Source organism: Streptomyces durocortorensis, assembly GCF_016901035.1.
Lineage (GTDB): Bacteria > Actinomycetota > Actinomycetes > Streptomycetales > Streptomycetaceae > Streptomyces > Streptomyces durocortorensis.
In genome coordinates this window covers 1-15,876 of sequence record NZ_JAFEUF010000074.1, presented here as the reverse complement: position 1 = coordinate 15,876, position 15,876 = coordinate 1, and the positions used below count along the sequence as shown (strand labels likewise).

16 protein-coding genes are annotated in these 15,876 nt (G+C 71.0%); 3 read left to right on the top strand and 13 right to left on the bottom strand.

Annotation, left to right across the window (positions count from 1 at the left end; all coding sequences use genetic code 11):
• Window positions 1-154 precede the first annotated feature (154 nt).
• The 4 genes from JS521_RS16450 to JS521_RS16435 all read right to left on the bottom strand — a co-directional run bounded on the left by JS521_RS16450 (window position 155) and on the right by JS521_RS16435 (window position 3,489).
• A complete protein-coding gene (locus tag JS521_RS16450; protein WP_030803064.1) occupies window positions 155-481 on the bottom strand; it encodes a pentapeptide repeat-containing protein in 327 nt (108 codons plus the stop codon).
• A 113-nt stretch (window positions 482-594) separates the two neighbouring features.
• Window positions 595-1,791 (bottom strand): dipeptidase, encoded by a 1,197-nt coding sequence (locus JS521_RS16445; protein ID WP_205083740.1) that lies wholly within the window; start codon window positions 1,789-1,791, stop codon window positions 595-597.
• Between the two features lie 10 nt (window positions 1,792-1,801).
• Window positions 1,802-2,341 (bottom strand): 5-(carboxyamino)imidazole ribonucleotide mutase, encoded by a 540-nt coding sequence (gene purE / locus JS521_RS16440; RefSeq protein ID WP_205083739.1) that lies wholly within the window; start codon window positions 2,339-2,341, stop codon window positions 1,802-1,804.
• Entirely contained in the window at window positions 2,338-3,489 is a 1,152-nt protein-coding gene (locus JS521_RS16435; RefSeq protein WP_205083738.1) for a 5-(carboxyamino)imidazole ribonucleotide synthase, read from the bottom strand. Before JS521_RS16435 ends, purE begins: the two co-directional genes overlap by 4 nt.
• Before the next feature lie 165 nt (window positions 3,490-3,654).
• Between JS521_RS16435 and JS521_RS16430 the strand changes: the two genes are divergently transcribed.
• Window positions 3,655-4,200: a GtrA family protein gene (locus JS521_RS16430; protein ID WP_205083737.1), complete on the top strand. Its 546-nt coding sequence runs from the start codon at window positions 3,655-3,657 to the stop codon at window positions 4,198-4,200.
• A gap of 34 nt (window positions 4,201-4,234) precedes the next feature.
• On the opposite strand, the gene JS521_RS16425 is transcribed toward JS521_RS16430, so the two are convergent.
• Together JS521_RS16425 and JS521_RS16420 are read right to left on the bottom strand one after the other, a co-directional pair.
• Window positions 4,235-5,500 carry a sensor histidine kinase gene (locus tag JS521_RS16425; RefSeq protein WP_205083736.1) on the bottom strand — a complete coding sequence of 422 codons (1,266 nt, stop codon included), beginning with the start codon at window positions 5,498-5,500 and terminating at the stop codon, window positions 4,235-4,237.
• 73 nt (window positions 5,501-5,573) lie between these two features.
• Complete coding sequence (locus JS521_RS16420; RefSeq protein ID WP_007450117.1) at window positions 5,574-6,251, bottom strand: response regulator transcription factor; 678 nt, start codon at window positions 6,249-6,251, stop codon at window positions 5,574-5,576.
• A 490-nt stretch (window positions 6,252-6,741) separates the two neighbouring features.
• Between JS521_RS16420 and JS521_RS16415 the strand changes: the two genes are divergently transcribed.
• Window positions 6,742-8,241, top strand: coding sequence for a peptide MFS transporter (locus JS521_RS16415; protein ID WP_205083735.1), 1,500 nt, complete (start codon window positions 6,742-6,744; stop codon window positions 8,239-8,241).
• A gap of 44 nt (window positions 8,242-8,285) precedes the next feature.
• Here JS521_RS16415 and JS521_RS16410 read toward each other — a convergent pair whose 3' ends face one another.
• From JS521_RS16410 to JS521_RS16380, 7 genes are all read right to left on the bottom strand, one after another.
• Window positions 8,286-8,651, bottom strand: a complete 366-nt coding sequence (locus JS521_RS16410) for a hypothetical protein (protein ID WP_030710299.1) — start codon at window positions 8,649-8,651, stop codon at window positions 8,286-8,288.
• A 207-nt stretch (window positions 8,652-8,858) separates the two neighbouring features.
• Window positions 8,859-10,235: a hypothetical protein gene (locus JS521_RS16405; RefSeq protein WP_205083734.1), complete on the bottom strand. Its 1,377-nt coding sequence runs from the start codon at window positions 10,233-10,235 to the stop codon at window positions 8,859-8,861.
• A gap of 14 nt (window positions 10,236-10,249) precedes the next feature.
• Window positions 10,250-11,344 carry a hypothetical protein gene (locus JS521_RS16400; protein WP_205083733.1) on the bottom strand — a complete coding sequence of 365 codons (1,095 nt, stop codon included), beginning with the start codon at window positions 11,342-11,344 and terminating at the stop codon, window positions 10,250-10,252.
• Window positions 11,341-12,285: a hypothetical protein gene (locus JS521_RS16395; protein WP_205083732.1), complete on the bottom strand. Its 945-nt coding sequence runs from the start codon at window positions 12,283-12,285 to the stop codon at window positions 11,341-11,343. The genes JS521_RS16400 and JS521_RS16395 overlap by 4 nt, the downstream gene beginning before the upstream one ends.
• 155 nt (window positions 12,286-12,440) lie before the next feature.
• The gene (locus JS521_RS16390; RefSeq protein WP_205083731.1) at window positions 12,441-13,157 is read right to left on the bottom strand and encodes a peptidase; all 717 of its coding nucleotides are present in this window, start codon (window positions 13,155-13,157) and stop codon (window positions 12,441-12,443) included.
• A gap of 194 nt (window positions 13,158-13,351) precedes the next feature.
• The gene (locus JS521_RS16385) at window positions 13,352-13,843 is read right to left on the bottom strand and encodes an ATP-binding protein (RefSeq protein ID WP_205083730.1); all 492 of its coding nucleotides are present in this window, start codon (window positions 13,841-13,843) and stop codon (window positions 13,352-13,354) included.
• A gap of 202 nt (window positions 13,844-14,045) precedes the next feature.
• Window positions 14,046-14,414: an STAS domain-containing protein gene (locus JS521_RS16380; RefSeq protein ID WP_205083729.1), complete on the bottom strand. Its 369-nt coding sequence runs from the start codon at window positions 14,412-14,414 to the stop codon at window positions 14,046-14,048.
• 285 nt (window positions 14,415-14,699) lie between these two features.
• Between JS521_RS16380 and JS521_RS16375 the strand changes: the two genes are divergently transcribed.
• Window positions 14,700-15,680 carry an RNA polymerase sigma factor SigF gene (locus JS521_RS16375; protein WP_205083728.1) on the top strand — a complete coding sequence of 327 codons (981 nt, stop codon included), beginning with the start codon at window positions 14,700-14,702 and terminating at the stop codon, window positions 15,678-15,680.
• The last annotated feature ends 196 nt before the right edge of the window (window positions 15,681-15,876 follow it).

The following is a 15,876-nucleotide window of genomic DNA, read 5'->3' as shown; positions in this document are numbered from 1 at the left end:
CGCGCGCGTGGGGCCGGGCGGGGGGCTTTCGGCGGTGCGTCCCCGCGCCGCCCCGGCCCCCCCCCCCCCCCCCCCCCCCCCCCGGCCGGGCCCGGGGGGCGCGGGGGGGGGGGCCCGGGGGGGCCCGGGGGGGGGGGCCGGGGGCGTGAGGCGATCAGTTGCCGATGCCGGAGCTGCCCACGCCGGTGTTGCCGATGCCGGAGCTGCCGAGGCCCGAGTTGCCGTGGCCGTGGCTGCCGATGCCCGTGTTGCCGATACCGGCGTTGCCCCAGCCCCAGTTGCCGAGGCCGGCGTTGCCGATGCCGCCGTTGAAGCCGCCCGCGTTGCCCAGGCCCATGTTCTCGATGCCCGCGTTGCCGACGCCCTTGTTCCCGATGCCCGCGTTGCCCACACCGTCGGCGGCGGCCACGCCCGCGCCGCCGATGGCCAGTACGGCCGCGGCACCGAGCGCGGTCGTGATGCGGAGAAGATTCGTGCGCATCGTTGCGTACCTCCTGTTGGGGGGATTCCTGCCCGCTATCCCTAACACGAGGTTGCATCGGATATGGGGATGATTGCCCGAATCTTCCGTGTCGTCAGAGAGGTTGGCGCGGGTCAGCGCGTCCGCTGCCCGTCCAGCTCGGCGATCGTGGCGTGGGACGGGCCGCGCCCGCTCTGCTCGTCGCGGGCCACGGCCTCCGCGTCGCGCAGCACCCGTACGGAGTTCTGCCAGGTCAGCTTGGCGAGGTCGCCCTCGGACCAGTGACGTCGCAGGAGCTCGGCGATCAGGTTCGGGTAGCCGGAGACGTCCTCCAGGCCGCGCGGGGTGAACGCCGTGCCGTCGTAGTCGCCGCCGATGCCGATGTGGTCGACGCCCGCGACCTCGCGCATGTGGTCGAGGTGGTCCGCAATGGTCGACGCGGTGGCCTCGGGGCGCGGGTGGGCCGCCTCGAAGTCCTCGTGGATGCGCATCGCGACCGGGGTGGTGTCCAGGTGGTGCAGCCCGTGCTCGCGCATGTTGCGGTCGGCGGCCAGGGTCCAGGCGACGGCCTCGGGCAGCACGAACTTCGGGACGAACGTCGCCATCGCGACGCCCCCGTTGGCGGGGAGGGCGGCCAGCACGTCGTCGGGGATGTTGCGCGGGTGGTCGCAGACGGCGCGGGCCGAGGAGTGCGAGAAGATCACCGGCGCGGTGCTGGTGGCGAGCGCGTCGCGCATGACGCCGTCGGCGACATGGCTCAGGTCGACCAGCATGCCGATGCGGTTCATCTCGCGGACGACCTCGTGGCCGAAGGCGGAGAGCCCGCCGAGGCGCGGCAGGTCCGTCGCGCTGTCGGCCCAGTCGATGTTGTCGTTGTGCGTGAGCGTCATGTAGCGGACGCCCAGGTCGTACAGGGCGCGCAGGGTACCCAGGGAGTTGTTGATGGAGTGGCCGCCCTCGGCGCCCATCAGGGAGGCGATCCGGCCCTCGGCGCGGGCCTTCTCCAGGTCGTCGGCGGTGAGCGCCCTCCGCAGGTGCGTCGGGTAGCGGGCGATCAGCTCACCCACGACGTCGATCTGCTCCAGGGTGGCGCTGACCGCCGCGTCGCCGGTCAGGTCCGTGCGGACGTACACCGACCAGAACTGGCCGCCGACGCCGCCGGCCCGCAGCCGGTTCAGGTCGGTGTGGAGCAGGCCGCGCTGGTCGGCGGCGATGTCCCGGGCGTCGAGGTCGTAGCCGACCTGTTCGCGCAGGGCCCAGGGGAGGTCGTTGTGGCCGTCGACGACCGGGTGGGCGGCGAGGAGCTCGTGGGCTCGCTGGAGGTGATCCATCTGCCCGTCCCTACTTTCCGAAGCCGAAGGAGTCCGAGCCCTGGACCTTGGAGCGCAGCCGCTTGCCCTTCTCCGTCGCCTGGGCGTTCAGCTCCGAGAGGAACTCCTGCATCCGCTCCTGGAGGGCCGGGTCGGACGCGGCCAGGATCCGGGCGGCCAGCAGGCCCGCGTTGCGCGCGCCGCCGACCGAGACGGTGGCGACGGGGACACCCGCGGGCATCTGGACGATGGAGAGCAGGCTGTCCATGCCGTCCAGGTACTTCAGCGGCACCGGAACCCCGATGACCGGCAGCGGGGTGACCGAGGCCAGCATGCCGGGGAGGTGGGCCGCTCCGCCCGCGCCCGCGATGATCGCCTTCAGGCCGCGGCCCGCGGCCTCCTCGCCGTACGCGATCATCTCGCGCGGCATCCGGTGGGCGGAGACGACGTCGACCTCGTACGGGATCTCGAACTCGTCGAGCGCCTTGGCCGCCGCCTCCATGACGGGCCAGTCGGAGTCCGAGCCCATCACGATGCCGATCACGGGCGCCGGTGCGGAGGGGGATGTCATTCGGTGATCGTTCCTCGCAGGTAGTCGGCCGCGTGCCGGGCGCGCTCCCGCACGTCCGCCAGGTCGTCGCCGTAGGTGTTGACGTGGCCGACCTTGCGGCCGGGCTTCACGTCCTTGCCGTACATGTGGATCTTGAGCTGCGGGTCACGGGCCATGCAGTGCAGGTACGCCTGGTACATGTCCGGGTAGCCGCCGCCCAGGACGTTGCACATGACCGTCCAGGGGGCGCGCGGGCGCGGGTCGCCGAGCGGGAGGTCGAGGACCGCCCGGACGTGGTTGGCGAACTGCGAGGTGATCGCGCCGTCCTGGGTCCAGTGGCCGGAGTTGTGCGGGCGCATCGCCAGCTCGTTGACCAGGATGCCGGGCTTCCCGTCGGGTCCACGGGTCTCGAACAGCTCCACCGCGAGGTGGCCGACGACGTCCAGCTCGGCGGCGATGCGCAGCGCGAGCTGCTGGGCCTCGCCGGCCAGCTCCTCGGAGAGGTCCGGCGCCGGGGCGATCACCGTGTCGCAGACGCCGTCGACCTGGATCGACTCGACGACCGGATAGGCGACGGCCTGGCCGTGCGGCGAGCGGACGATGTTCGCCGCCAGCTCCCGCACGAAGTCGACCTTCTCCTCCGCGAGGACCGGAACCCCGGCGCGGAACGGGTCGGCGGCGTCCGCCTCGGAGCGGACCACCCACACGCCCTTGCCGTCGTACCCGCCGCGCACGGTCTTCAGGATGACGGGGAAGCCCCCGACTTCCTCGGCGAACGCCGCGGCGTCGGCCGGGTCGCTCACGATGCGGTTACGGGGGCAGGGCGCGCCGATCTCCGTGAGCCTGGCGCGCATCACCCCCTTGTCCTGCGCGTGCACCAGGGCATCGGGGCCGGGGCGCACGGGGATGCCGTCCGCTTCGAGGGCCCGCAGATGCTCGGTCGGGACATGCTCGTGATCGAAGGTGATCACATCGCAGCCCTGCGCGAAGGCGCGGAGCGTGTCCAGGTCGCGATAGTCGCCGATGACGACCTCGCTCACCACCTGGGCCGCCGAGTCCTGGGGAGTGTCACTGAGCAGCTTGAATTTCAGGCCGAGGGGGATACCCGCCTCGTGGGTCATGCGGGCGAGCTGACCGCCGCCGACCATGCCGACTACCGGGAACGTCACGTCTCCAGGGTATCCGCCACGCCGGTGGTTCCCGGACGGCCGTCCGGATGGCCGCACGGCCGCCGCCCCCGTGGACTCACGGGCGTCACACGGGCGGGCTGGTTAGCATGGCGGAGTTGACGTGGTTGCGTCGACGCCATCGGACGGACGGACTGAGCGATCACCATGAGCGAACGGGGCGCACTGCGGGCCCGGCTTGATCTGCTGGCCCGGGAGGTCGCCAAGTTCGGGGCGGTCGGTCTGGTGGGACTGCTGGTCAACATCGCCGTCTTCAACCTGCTCCGGCACACCACCGACCTCCAGGTCGTCCGGGCGAGCGTGCTGGCGACCTTCGTCGCCATCCTCTGCAACTACGTGGGCTTCCGGTACTGGACCTACCGGGACCGTGACAAGACCGGCCGGACCCGCGAGCTGACCCTCTTCCTGCTGTTCAGCGCGGCGGGCGCGGTGATCGAGAACGGTGTCCTGTACCTCGCGACGTACGGCTTCGACTGGAACAGCCCGGTCCAGAGCAACGTCTTCAAGATCCTGGGCATCGGGATCGCGACCCTCTTCCGCTTCTGGTCCTACCGGACGTGGGTCTTCAGGGCCCTCCCCGACTCCTCTCCCGCCGAGCCCTCTTCCGCCGAGGAGGCCGCACGCCCTGCGGAGCGGTTTCTGGAACAGCGGCGGCCGACGGAGACCGTAGAGCCCGATCCCGTACGGAACTGAGGCCTCGGCTCCGTCGTTGTTCAGCGCACCGGGTTCAGCGCACCGGGCGCTCAGGAGTCCTGCGGTCGACCGGGACGCGGCTGAGGAAGAGCGCGAAGACCGCCGGGTGCTGCTGGAGCAGCTCCAGCCGACCGCCGTCCGCCTCCGCGAGGTCGCGGGCGACGGCAAGGCCGATGCCGGTGGAGTTGCGGCCGCTGATGGTCCGCTCGAAGATCCGCGCCCCCAGTTCGGCGGGGACGCCGGGGCCCTCGTCGGTGACCTCGACGACCACCTGGTTGCCGGTGACCCGGGTGCGCAGGGCGACGGTGCCGCCGCCGTGCATCAGGGAGTTCTCGATCAGCGCCGCCAGGACCTGGGCGACCGCGCCCGGGGTGCCGACGGCTCGCAGCCCGTGCTTGCCGGAGCAGACGAGGGCCCGGCCCGTGGAGCGGTAGGCGGGGCGCCACTCCTCGATCTGCTGTTTGATGACCTCGTCGAGGTCGAAGACGACGGCGGAGCCGGTGCGCGGGTCGCGGGAGTTCGTCAGGAGCCGTTCGACGACGTCGGTGAGGCGCTCGACCTGGGTGAGGGCGATGTTCGCCTCCTCCTTGACCGTCTCGGGGTCATCGGTGACGGAGATCTCCTCGATCCGCATGGAGAGCGCGGTGAGCGGCGTACGCAACTGGTGCGAGGCGTCCGCGGCGAGGCGGCGTTCGGCGGTCAGCATCCGGGCGATCCGCTCGGCCGAGGAGTCCAGTACGTCGGCGACCCGGTCCAGCTCGGGCACCCCGTACCGCTTGTGGCGCGGGCGGGGATCCCCGGAGCCGAGGCGTTCGGCGGTCTCGGCGAGGTCGGTGAGCGGGGAGGCCAGCCGGTTGGCCTGGCGTACGGCGAGGAGCACGGCCGAGACGATCGCCAGCAGCGCCACCGCACCGATGATCAGGAGCGTGCGCCCGACCTCGCGGGTGACGGACGAGCGGGACTCCTCGACGGTGACCTTCTCGCCCCCCTCCCCGGTCTCGGTGGCGCGCAGCACGGAGCCGGTGGGGCGTTCACCGACGGAGATGGGCTCGCGGCCGGGGATCTCGATCAGCGCGAACCGGGCCGGGTCGATCTGCTCGGCCAGCACGCCGGAGTTGATCGTCTCCTCCCCCAGCAGCCGGCTCTCGACCACGCTGATCAGCCGGAGCGCCTCGGACTCGACGCTCTCCTGGGCGCTGGCGCTGATGGTGCGCGTCTCCACGATCACCAGCGAGACGCCGAAGACGGCGATCACGACGAGCACCACGGCGAGCGTGGAGTTGATCAGGCGGCGGCGCATACCCGGCCCGTCCGGTCGGCGGAAGGCTCTTCAGGACGCGTGGGAGCTTCTGGACGCATGGGAGCTTCGTACGTCAGCTCTTCTCGAACCGGAAGCCGACGCCCCGGACGGTGGCGATGTAGCGGGGGTTGGCGGCGTCGTCGCCGAGCTTCTTGCGCAGCCAGGAGATGTGCATGTCGAGGGTCTTGGTGGAGGACCACCAGGTGGTGTCCCAGACTTCGCGCATCAGCTGGTCGCGGGTGACGACCCGGCCGGCGTCCCGGACGAGGACCCGCAGGAGGTCGAACTCCTTGGCGGTGAGCTGGAGTTCCTCCTCGCCCATCCAGGCCCGGTGCGACTCGACGTCGATCCTGACGCCGTGGGTGGCGGGCTGCGGGACGGGCTCGGAGGCGCCGCGGCGCAGCAGGGCGCGGACCCGGGCGAGCAGCTCGGCGAGGCGGAACGGCTTGGTGACGTAGTCGTCGGCGCCCGCGTCCAGGCCGACGACCGTGTCGACCTCGTCGGCGCGGGCCGTCAGCACCAGGATCGGGATGGTGTGGCCGCCGGCCCGGAGCCTGCGGGCGACTTCCAGACCGTCCATCCCGGGCAGCCCCAGGTCGAGGACGACCAGGTCGATGCCGCCCTGGAGTCCGGCGTCGAGCGCGGTCGGACCGTCCTGGCGGACCTCGACCTCGTAACCCTCCCGACGCAGTGCGCGGGCCAGTGGCTCCGAGATGGATGCGTCGTCCTCGGCGAGCAGTACACGGGTCATGGACTGATGGTAGTCCGGCCGGAGGGCTCCGAGTGAGGCCCACGACGGCACCTGCGGGTCAGCGCCACAAAGAGGACGGAGACCTTTGAATATGGGAGTGTGGTTCCATCCGGACCTGTGATCCATCTCTCAAGTCCTTCCATATCCTGCTGTGTCGTGTCGTATGGTGTCCCGACGCCTGTTGCACTACTCAAGGACCTTTGGGCAGCCATGAGCGCCAAGGGTCTCTTTTGTGTGCGGGGCCGGTTCCCGCCGGCCTTTTCGAGTGAATGACCTGTGAGCCGGGCCCGGAGCGCGAGGACGCGCGACGGGTGTGGATCCCGACGCGGTTCTTCCCCGCTCCGCCGCCGAGCCTCCGCCAGGAGCCCGGCCGCACGGAGCACGTCCCCCTCAGGCGTGAGGGACGGGGTACGCCGCGCCGGTGCCGGCTGCCCCCCACCGGGCGCGTACCGCTCACGAGGCGGCGCGTCCCGACCAGCAAGGATCGACCATGGCGTCCAGCCTGACGAAGGATTCGCCGAGTTCCGGCGAGAAGACCTTCTTCGGCCACCCCCGCGGTATGGCCACCCTGTTCATGACGGAGATGTGGGAGCGCTTCTCCTTCTACGGGATGCGCGCCATCCTCACCCTGTACTTGGTGGCCGCGGTGCTCGACGGCCCCCTCGAGGGCCGGGAGGCGCTCGCCGCCTCCATCTACGGCGTCTACAACGCCGTCGTCTACATGGCGGCGATGCCCGGCGGCTGGGTCGCCGACCGTCTCTGGGGCGCCCGCAAGGCCGTCCTCGTCGGCGGCATCATCATCGCCCTGGGCCATTTCGCGCTCGCGCTGCCGAGTGACATCACGTTCTTCTTCGGCCTCGCGCTGATCGCGGTCGGTACGGGCCTGTTGAAGCCGAACATCTCGGCGATGGTGGGCGGCCTCTACGAGGGACAGACGAGCGCACGCCGCGACGCCGGTTTCACCCTCTTCTACATGGCGATCAACATCGGTGGCTTCGCCGCTCCGCTGCTGGTCGGCTACCTCGGCGAGCACGTCAACTGGCACCTCGGTTTCGGCGTCGCCGGTGTCGGCATGACCCTCGCCGTCATCCAGTACGTCCTCGGCTCCAAGCACCTCGGCGACATCGGCAAACTGCCCGCCAAGCCCATCTCCCCCGAAGAGCGCCGCAGCACGCTGCGCAAGGTCGCCCTGTGGGCCGGCATCGCGGTCGCCGCGCTGCTGATCGACCTGGCGCTGGGCACGTACGACATCGAGCACATCGTCAACGTCCTGGCCGTGCTGGGCGTCGTCGTGCCGATCGTCTACTTCATCACGATCTTCCGGGATCCGGCGCTGACCAAGGAGGACAGGCCGAAGATCAAGGCGTACGTGTGGTTCTTCATCACCGCCGTGCTCTTCTGGATGATCTACGACCAGTCCGGTTCGCTGCTGACGATCTTCGCGGACAACAAGACGGACCGCTTCATCGGCGGCTGGGAGTTCCCGGCCTCGTGGCTGCAGTCGGTCAACCCGGCGCTGGTCATCATCCTGGCGCCGATCTTCGCCACGCTCTGGGTCAGGCTGGCCACGCGCAACCGTGAGCCCAGCACCCCGATGAAGTTCGCCCTGGCGATGCTCCTCATCGGTGGCTCCTTCGGCATCATGGGTCTGGCGGGCGCCGCCGCGGCCAACAGCGACACGGGCAAGGTCACCGTGTTCTGGCTGCTCGCGGTCTACCTGGCGCAGACCATGGGTGAGATGTGCCTCTCCCCGGTCGGCCTGTCGCTCTCCACGAAGCTGGCGCCGAAGATGTTCGTCGGCCAGATCATGGGTCTGTGGTTCCTGGCCACGTCGACGGGCAACGCCCTGAACGGCTGGACCACGAAGCTCAACGCCCCGTTGGGCGACGCCGCGTACTACACGTTGCAGGCGGTCGTGGCGGTGGCCGCGGGTATCGCCTTCATGGTGGCGGGCCGCAAGATCCGCGCCCTCATGGGCGGCGTGAAGTAACTCCCCGCTGCCGTTTGCCGTCGGCTTGTATTTTCGGGTCTCGACTACTTCTTGGTCTCGACCTTGACGCTGCGCAGGAAGCTGCTGAACCCGCACTTCACCGAGGACTTCTCGCCGGGCTTCTTCCAGTCGCCGAACACCGTCCACGGAATGGTGTGCTCGGCGCCCCGGCCGCGCACGACGTCGCACACGAGCACGGCACGGTGCTTCTTGACGGCCTTCCCCTTGGACGACTTCTTGCAGGACGACGTCGAGACCGGACGGCCCAGCGAGAGGCTGGGCGTGGCCTTGCAGGTGTACTTCGCACCGGCCGCGGCGGCGGGAGCCGCGGTGGCGAGCGACAGTCCGGACGTCATCAGCAGGCCGGCGAGCACGCCCGTCGCAGCCTTCTTCCCCCAGGTCACCTTCATGATGTTCCTTTTCTCCACCGGTGCGGGCCGGGCAGGTGGTCAAGCCTGCCGACATGCGCCGCACCCAGATCATTCTCTTCGCTCCTGCGAAGAGGCACCTGAGGAACCTAGCCTTTTCGATCTTGCGCGAGCAAGGCGAGGCCGACGATTTGAGCTAGTTCTGAGCCTGGACCGGGAGCGGCCCGGTCCAGGCTCGTAACCCCTCGCTCAGCGCGTGCCGCGCAGCTTGCGCCACGGGGTGAACGTGAACACCGCGCCGCCCAGCAGGATCGCCGTGCCGGCGACCAGGCCGAGCGCCCTCAGCGCACCGTCGTCCTCCGCCCCGGTGGCGGCCAGGCCGCCGCCCGAGTCGGTGCCGCCGGACGCGGCCGCTCCGCCGGAGCCCGCCGCGCCGCCGCTCCCGCTGCCGCCGGACGCGCCGCCCGGCTGGGCGGAGGTGTCCAGCTCCAGGGAGACGGCCACGTCGTCGGGCGGGGTGCAGGTGGTCGTCGTACCGGCGGCCATCACCGTCAGGACGCCGGGGCTGAGCGTGGACTTCCCGCTCGCGCCGGGCTTGTACGTGCCGGTGAGGTCGGGGATCTCGATCGGGGCGCCGGTCTTGATGACCTCCTTGTTCGGCGGCCCCTCGACCTTGACCGTGCCCTTGTCGGCCCCGCCGAGCTTGACGTCCATGGACGGTTTGACCTGGTCGGCCGGGATGTCGATCGGGCTGTCCATCACGGACTTGCTGAACTTCACCGTCAGGTCGTAGGAGCCGCCGCTCTTCTTGGCGCTGATCCGGACCGGGGAGGTGGCGTTCTTGTCGCCGATGGGGGTCTTGCACGCGTAGGCGACGGACACCTCCTTGCCGGGGAAGTCGGTCTCGCCGCCCCCGCCGCCGGTGCTTCCGCCACTGCCGGTGCCGCCTCCGTCCGAGCCGCCGGAGTCCCCGCCTCCGGAGTCCTCGCCGCCGGAGGTGGTGCCGCCGGTGGTCGTTCCCCCGGTGTCCGTGCCGCCCGTCGTGGTGCCTCCGGTGTCCGTACCGCCGGCGGTGGTGCCGCCCGTGCTGGAGCCGCCGCCCTCGGTGACCTTGATCGTGGCGCCCGGCTGCACCTCCTCCTCCGGCGCGCACTTGGTGTCCGTGGAGATCGGCTTGGACACGTTGATGTCGTACGCGCCCGGGGTCAGCGTGATCTCCCCGGCCTTCTCCAGTTTCAGCGTGCCCTTCATGTCGGGCAGCACCATGGGACTGTTCTTGGGGATCGGCGGGTTCTGCCGCGGGCCCTCCAGCTTCAGTTCGCCGCTCGCCGCACCGCCCAGAGTGACGGTCCCGGTCGGCTTGACCGTGTCCGCCCCCAGGTCCAGCACGTCCGGGTTCTTGGACGCGGCCTCGACCGTCTTCCAGACGACCTCGATCTCGTCGCCCACCTTCGCCTCGGCCGGAGCGGTCAGCTCCACCTTCGTGGTGCCCTGGACGGCGGGCAGTCCCGAGATCGGCGGCGGAACGCACTCCGTCGCGTAACTGACCTCGGCGGCCTGGGCCGGGCTCGCGGCCATCAGGATGCCCGCGCCGCCGAGCATCAGCGCGACTCCTGCCGCGCTCATCCTCCGTTGCGTTCTCACGCTTGTCCCTTCGTCGTGGGTCGGGGTCGGTTCTCTGACGGTGCGGAATCCGGGGTGAACCACGGCAGCACGGCCGTGGTCGTGTTCGTGTTCGTGTCTGCGGAGTCGGTGGAGGTGGCCGTGGCCGTGGCGGTGGCGGGCGCGGTCGGCCTCCGCAGGCGGTGCGCGCCGGAGGGGCGGGGGCGGACCTTGTCCACGATCGCCATGCCGATACGGAAGACGGCAGCCGGGACGACCAGGCAGAGCAGGATCCAGAAGAGCGTGACGCCCCACGGGCGGCCCACCCCCCACGGCTGCTCGGCCAGCACCTTGTCCCCGTACCGCAGGGAGACCTGGTAGTCGCCGTGCGCGCCCGCGGACAGTTCGACCGGCAGCTCGATCCGGGCCTTGCCGCCGGGGGCGACCGTGCCGCGCCACTGGCGTTCCTCCCACTGCGGCGCGTAGACGCCGTGCGCGGTGCCGATCTCGAAGACGGGGTCCTTGACGGGGGCGGACCCGAGATTGCCCACGGTGAAGACGAGCCGGCGGGAGGGCGGGGCCCCGAACCAGGTGAGCAGGGAGCTGTCGCCGTCCAGGCGGGTGGTGGCCAGTACGGCGAGCTTCCCGTCGCCGGTCTGCCGCGGCAGCTCGGCCGTGGGGTGACCCGCCACCGCGAACGCCGCGTCGGCCAACGCCTGTTCACCCGTCACCGTGGCGACGTGCACCACGCAGGGGCACGGCTTCGGCGGTTCGGTGACCGGGAGCTTCTTGCTGAAGGCGCCCTTCTTGTCGGTCGTGACGGCTCGACCCTCGGCGTTGGCACAGGAGTTGGTCCCGCCGATGACGCCCCGCTCCGGCGAGGACTGACCGCAGATCAGCAGCATCAGCAGCGCCTCGGGCCGCCACCCGCTGCCCTTGACGGTGATGTCTCCACCCTTGCCCGCCTCCTTCTTGGACAGGCTGACAGCGGGGTCGGGGTCGGCCGCCCGGGCGCCGGGCGCACCCAGGACGAACAGGGCGGGCAACAGGGCGAGGAGGGCCAGGAAGGTCAGGACGGCCAGGAGGGCGGGCCGGAGGGTACGAGGGGCTTCGGGTCCGAGCTGCCGCGTCACGTTTTCGCTCCCGCCTTCAGCAACGGTTCGGTGGCCACCGGGGGTTGCTCCTCGACCGGGGGCGGTTGCGGGGCCGCGCGCTCCGTGCGCCGCCTCCGGTACGCGCCGGAGGCGAGCGCGGCCAGGCCGCCGAGGAGCAGCAGCCCGCCGCCGACGGCCGGGAGCACCGGGATGTACGTCGCCGAGGCCTCCGCCTCGTCCCTGGCGCCCCCCGTCGCGGTGACCCTCAGCCGTAAGGTGACCGCGTCCAGGGCCGGGGCGTCGGGCCAGGGCTCGGTCCGTTCGACCCGCCGGCCGGGGGCCAGCTCCAGCGGCAGGGGCCGTTCCGGGCGGTCCAGCAACGTGCCGAACACCCCATCCGCGCGCACCGCCAGCCGGGGCCTCAGCATCGCGTTGCCCCGGTTGACCAGGGCGTACCGGATGGTGCCACCGCTTATCTCGACGTCCTCGACGGTGAGCGCCGCCAGCGTCGGGCCGCCGATCCGGACCCGGACCGGTACGCGGATCTCCTCGCCTCCGACGCCGGCCACGGCCTCTCCGGAAGCGTCGCCGGGCACCGCGTCGGGCGGCACCGTGAGGGCGAGCGGCACCTCGGCGCGGGTCCGGGCCGGGACGGTGACCATGTCCTCGGCGAACCTGATCCAGGCGCCGGCCCGGCCGTCGCCCCGTAGCCGTACGGTCAGCGGGGACCGGGCGGTGTTGGTCACCGCGAGGCGGTCCTGGAGGACGGTGCCGGGGGTTCCCTCCAGGTAGATGTACGGCCTGGCGTCCCGGTCGTCGCCCCCACCGGCGGGCCGGGCCGTCCAGTCCGCCGGACCGTCGTCGGCGGCGGCCGGGGCGGTGCCGGCTTCGGCCCGGGGCATGAGCCCGCACAGCAGCGCGGCGAGCGCCGCGGTGAGGACGAGCAGCGCCCGGCGGAGACGCGGGGCGGGTGGCGACATGGGCGGCTCCTCTGCCTTCCGGCGGCGATGGCGCTGCCGTATGGGCCGTACGTACCGTGCGCTGCGGGTGGGCCGGATCGACCTGGTGGGCCGGTGGGCCCGGTAGCCCAGTGGGCCGGTGGGCCGGTGGGCCTGGTCAGCCCGGTGGGCCCTGGTCAGCCTGCGGAGCGCTGTCCGCGCCGGGTCAGCCAGAGCACTCCGGCCGCCCCCGTCAGCAGCACGGTCCCGCCGAGCGTGCCGAGCGCCGCCGCCGAGTCCAGCGGGCCGGTGCGGGGCAGTTCGCCGCCGCCCGAAGCGCCGCCCGTGGAGCCGCCGCCCGTGGACCCGCCGGTCGACCCCCCGGTGGAGCCGCCCGACGAACCGCCCGCCTCCTGGACGTCGAGATCGAGGGACGGGCCGGGGCTGTTCTTGGGCGTACAGGTGGTCGTCGTACCGAGGGCCTTGATGGTGAGGACCCCGGCGGTGAAGGTGACCTTGCCGCTCTTCTTCGGGGTGTACGTCCCCGACAAGTCACTGATCTTGATCGGGGTGTTGGCCGGAATCGCCTCGGTGTTGGCCGGCCCCGAGACCTGGACCTTGCCCGTCTCCGCGCCGCCCAGTTCGATGACGGCGCTCGGGTTCATGGCCCCCTTCCCCAGCTCGACCGGGCTGGAGGAGACGCCCTTCTGGAAGGACATGGTGAGCTTGTAGCCGGCGCCGCTCTTCACGCCCTTGATATCGATGGGCGAGACCGCCCCTTTCGGCCCGATGGGCGTCACGCACTGGTAGTTGACGTCCACGACCTCGGCGTGCGCGGCTGGCGCGCCCGCCACCACGATCGAGCCCGCCAGCGCGGCCGCCAGCGCGAGAGTTGTCCGCTTCTGGTTCGACACCTCGTGTTCCCATCTTGCCGGACGCCGCCGCGCGCCACGACCCGTACGGGCGCACATTACTGACGGCACATCAGATTGGGCGCTCAAGGTACGCCCGGGGCCTGATGGAGGGAAGACAAAGAGCGCGCCGATCCGGCGCGCTCTTCGGTGGTGCGGAGGTGCGAGGGGCAAGGGGCAAGGGACAAGGGGTGCGGTCAGGCGGGAGCGGCGAGCTCCGCCCAGACGGTTTTGCCGGGGGCGTCCGCCGTACGCAGGACGCCCCAGTCGAGACAGAGGCGCTGCACGATGAACATGCCGTGCCCGCCGGGCCGGCCGGCGCGGTGCGGCGTACGGGGGGCGGGCTGCCCGGCTCCCCGGTCGACGACCTCCACCCGCAGCGCCTTCGGACTGCGGCCGATCCGGAGCTCCTCGGGGCCCTCCGCGTGCAGGCACGCGTTGGTCACCAGCTCGGAGACGACCAGGAGGACGTCCTCGGCGGCGGCCCTGCGGTCCGCGGTGGACGCCGGGAGCCAGCCCCAGTCGTGCAGCGCCTGCCGGGCGAAGTCCCGGGCCGTCGGAACAATGCCGCTGACCTGCCCGAGCGAGAGCGTGCGCCACTGCCGCTCGGCCGGGACGGGCGAGGCTGGGCCCGCTTCGTCCGGCTCGCGACCGAGGTCGCCCGGCGGATGCTGCCGGGTGGTGCTCATCAGCGCTTCACCTCACCGATTCGCCATGTCGCCATGTCGCCGTTGAAACAGATAATGATCAGTTACCGATTGTGTCGGGCCCTTGCGGGGCGCCGCCGGGGTGTCTCCTGCCCTGCCATATCGCAACAACACCCACTTGAGGCACACGATCGCGTGACGCAGCCGACATCGGGGATGTCCGCGGTCACGCGCCCGTACCGGGTCAGGTGGCCAGGGCCTCTTCGAGCGTGGCGTGGACGGTGAAGACCGCCTCCGCGCCGGTGATCTCGAAGACCCTCGCCACGACGGGCAGCATTCCGGCCAGATGAACGCCTCCTCCGGCCGCCTCCGCCTTGAGGCGGGCGCCGAGCAGCACATTCAGCCCGGTGGAATCGCAGAAGTCCAAGCGAGAGCAGTCGACCACCAGGCGTGACCGCCCCTGTTCGACCGCACTCTCCAGAGGCACCCGCAGCAGATCAGCGGTGTGGTGGTCCAGCTCACCCACCGGAGTCACGACCTCGCTGAGCCCCTCGGTCCGGGCCTCGACCTGAAGCCGCCCCCGGTTCGCACTGCCGACCGTCCCGCGGTCCATGCCAGTCCCTCTTCGCCGTTCGTCACTGTGCGCGTCACTGCCTGTGCGGCTGTATGCATAGCTGCCGCCGACGTGCGTAAAACAGTACGCGTTTCGTTCGCCACGCGGTAGTCGGAGACCTCAACAAAGCGGACATATAGCAGTAATTGGCGCTTGTCACTGCTGGCCAGGACCGGGTATGGGTAGAGGGACACCAGAAATGCGACCGGCTTCGGAGGCGCCGCTTCACCGCAGGAACACGTATGGGCATCGGCAGCCATATGCCGAGAACGATGGAGGAGAACCATGTCACCCCGGCTCGACGTAGCGCGTACCCACAACGCGTCGTCGGCATGTCCTCAGGGACCGACCAATTCCGACTCCCCCGCCGCGACCGCCGTTCCCGGCCCGCGCACCAGCACCACCGGCACGACCAGCACCACCTCAGACTTCTCCGGCGCCTCCGGCGAGGGGCTCGAAGGGCTCGAAGGGCTTCCCGAGATCCCGCCCTACGCCGAAGTGGGCGCTCTGGACGCCAGGGCCCTGTCGAAGACGCTCTTCGAGCGGCTGGAGTCCCTCGAAGAGGGCACCCACGAGTACGCGTACGTCCGCAACACCCTCGTCGAGCTGAATCTCGCGCTCGTCAAGTTCGCCGCCTCCCGGTTCCGCTCCCGCAGCGAGCCGATGGAAGACATCGTCCAGGTCGGCACCATCGGCCTGATCAAGGCGATCGACCGGTTCGAGATCAGCCGCGGTGTGGAGTTCCCCACGTTCGCGATGCCGACGATCGTCGGCGAGATCAAGCGCTTCTTCCGTGACACCAGCTGGTCCGTGCGCGTGCCGCGCCGGCTCCAGGAGCTGCGGCTCGACCTGGCCAAGGCGGGCGACGAGCTCTCCCAGCAGCTGGACCGCGCGCCCACCGTGGCGGAGCTGTCCGAGCGCCTCGGCATCACCCCCGACGAGGTCGTCGAGGGCATGTCCGCGAGCAACGCGTACACCGCGAGCTCGCTGGACGCCAAGCCCGAGGACGACGACAACGAGGGCGCGCTCGCGGACCGTATCGGCTACGAGGACCACGGTCTCGAAGGCATCGAGTACGTCGAGTCCCTGAAGCCGCTGATCGCCGCGCTGCCCGCACGGGACCGGATGATCCTCTCGCTCCGCTTCGTCAGCAACATGACGCAGTCGGAGATCGGCGAGGAGCTGAACATCTCGCAGATGCACGTGTCCCGGCTGCTCTCCCGGACGCTGTCCAAGCTCCGCAAGGGTCTGACCCTGGAGGAATAACCGGCCCCCGGCCCGCCGCCCCACTACGGGGCTCCCCGGGCCCGGCGCCGAGCATCGCGGAAGGACCCGCCCCGGATCGCCGGGAGCGGGTCCTTCCGCGTGCAGGGGCCCGTACGAGAGCCCTAGGTGTATTGATCACGAGCGTTGTTGACACGGGCCGGGCTTGATCATGGTGAAGGCCCCCGTGTGTGGTGGA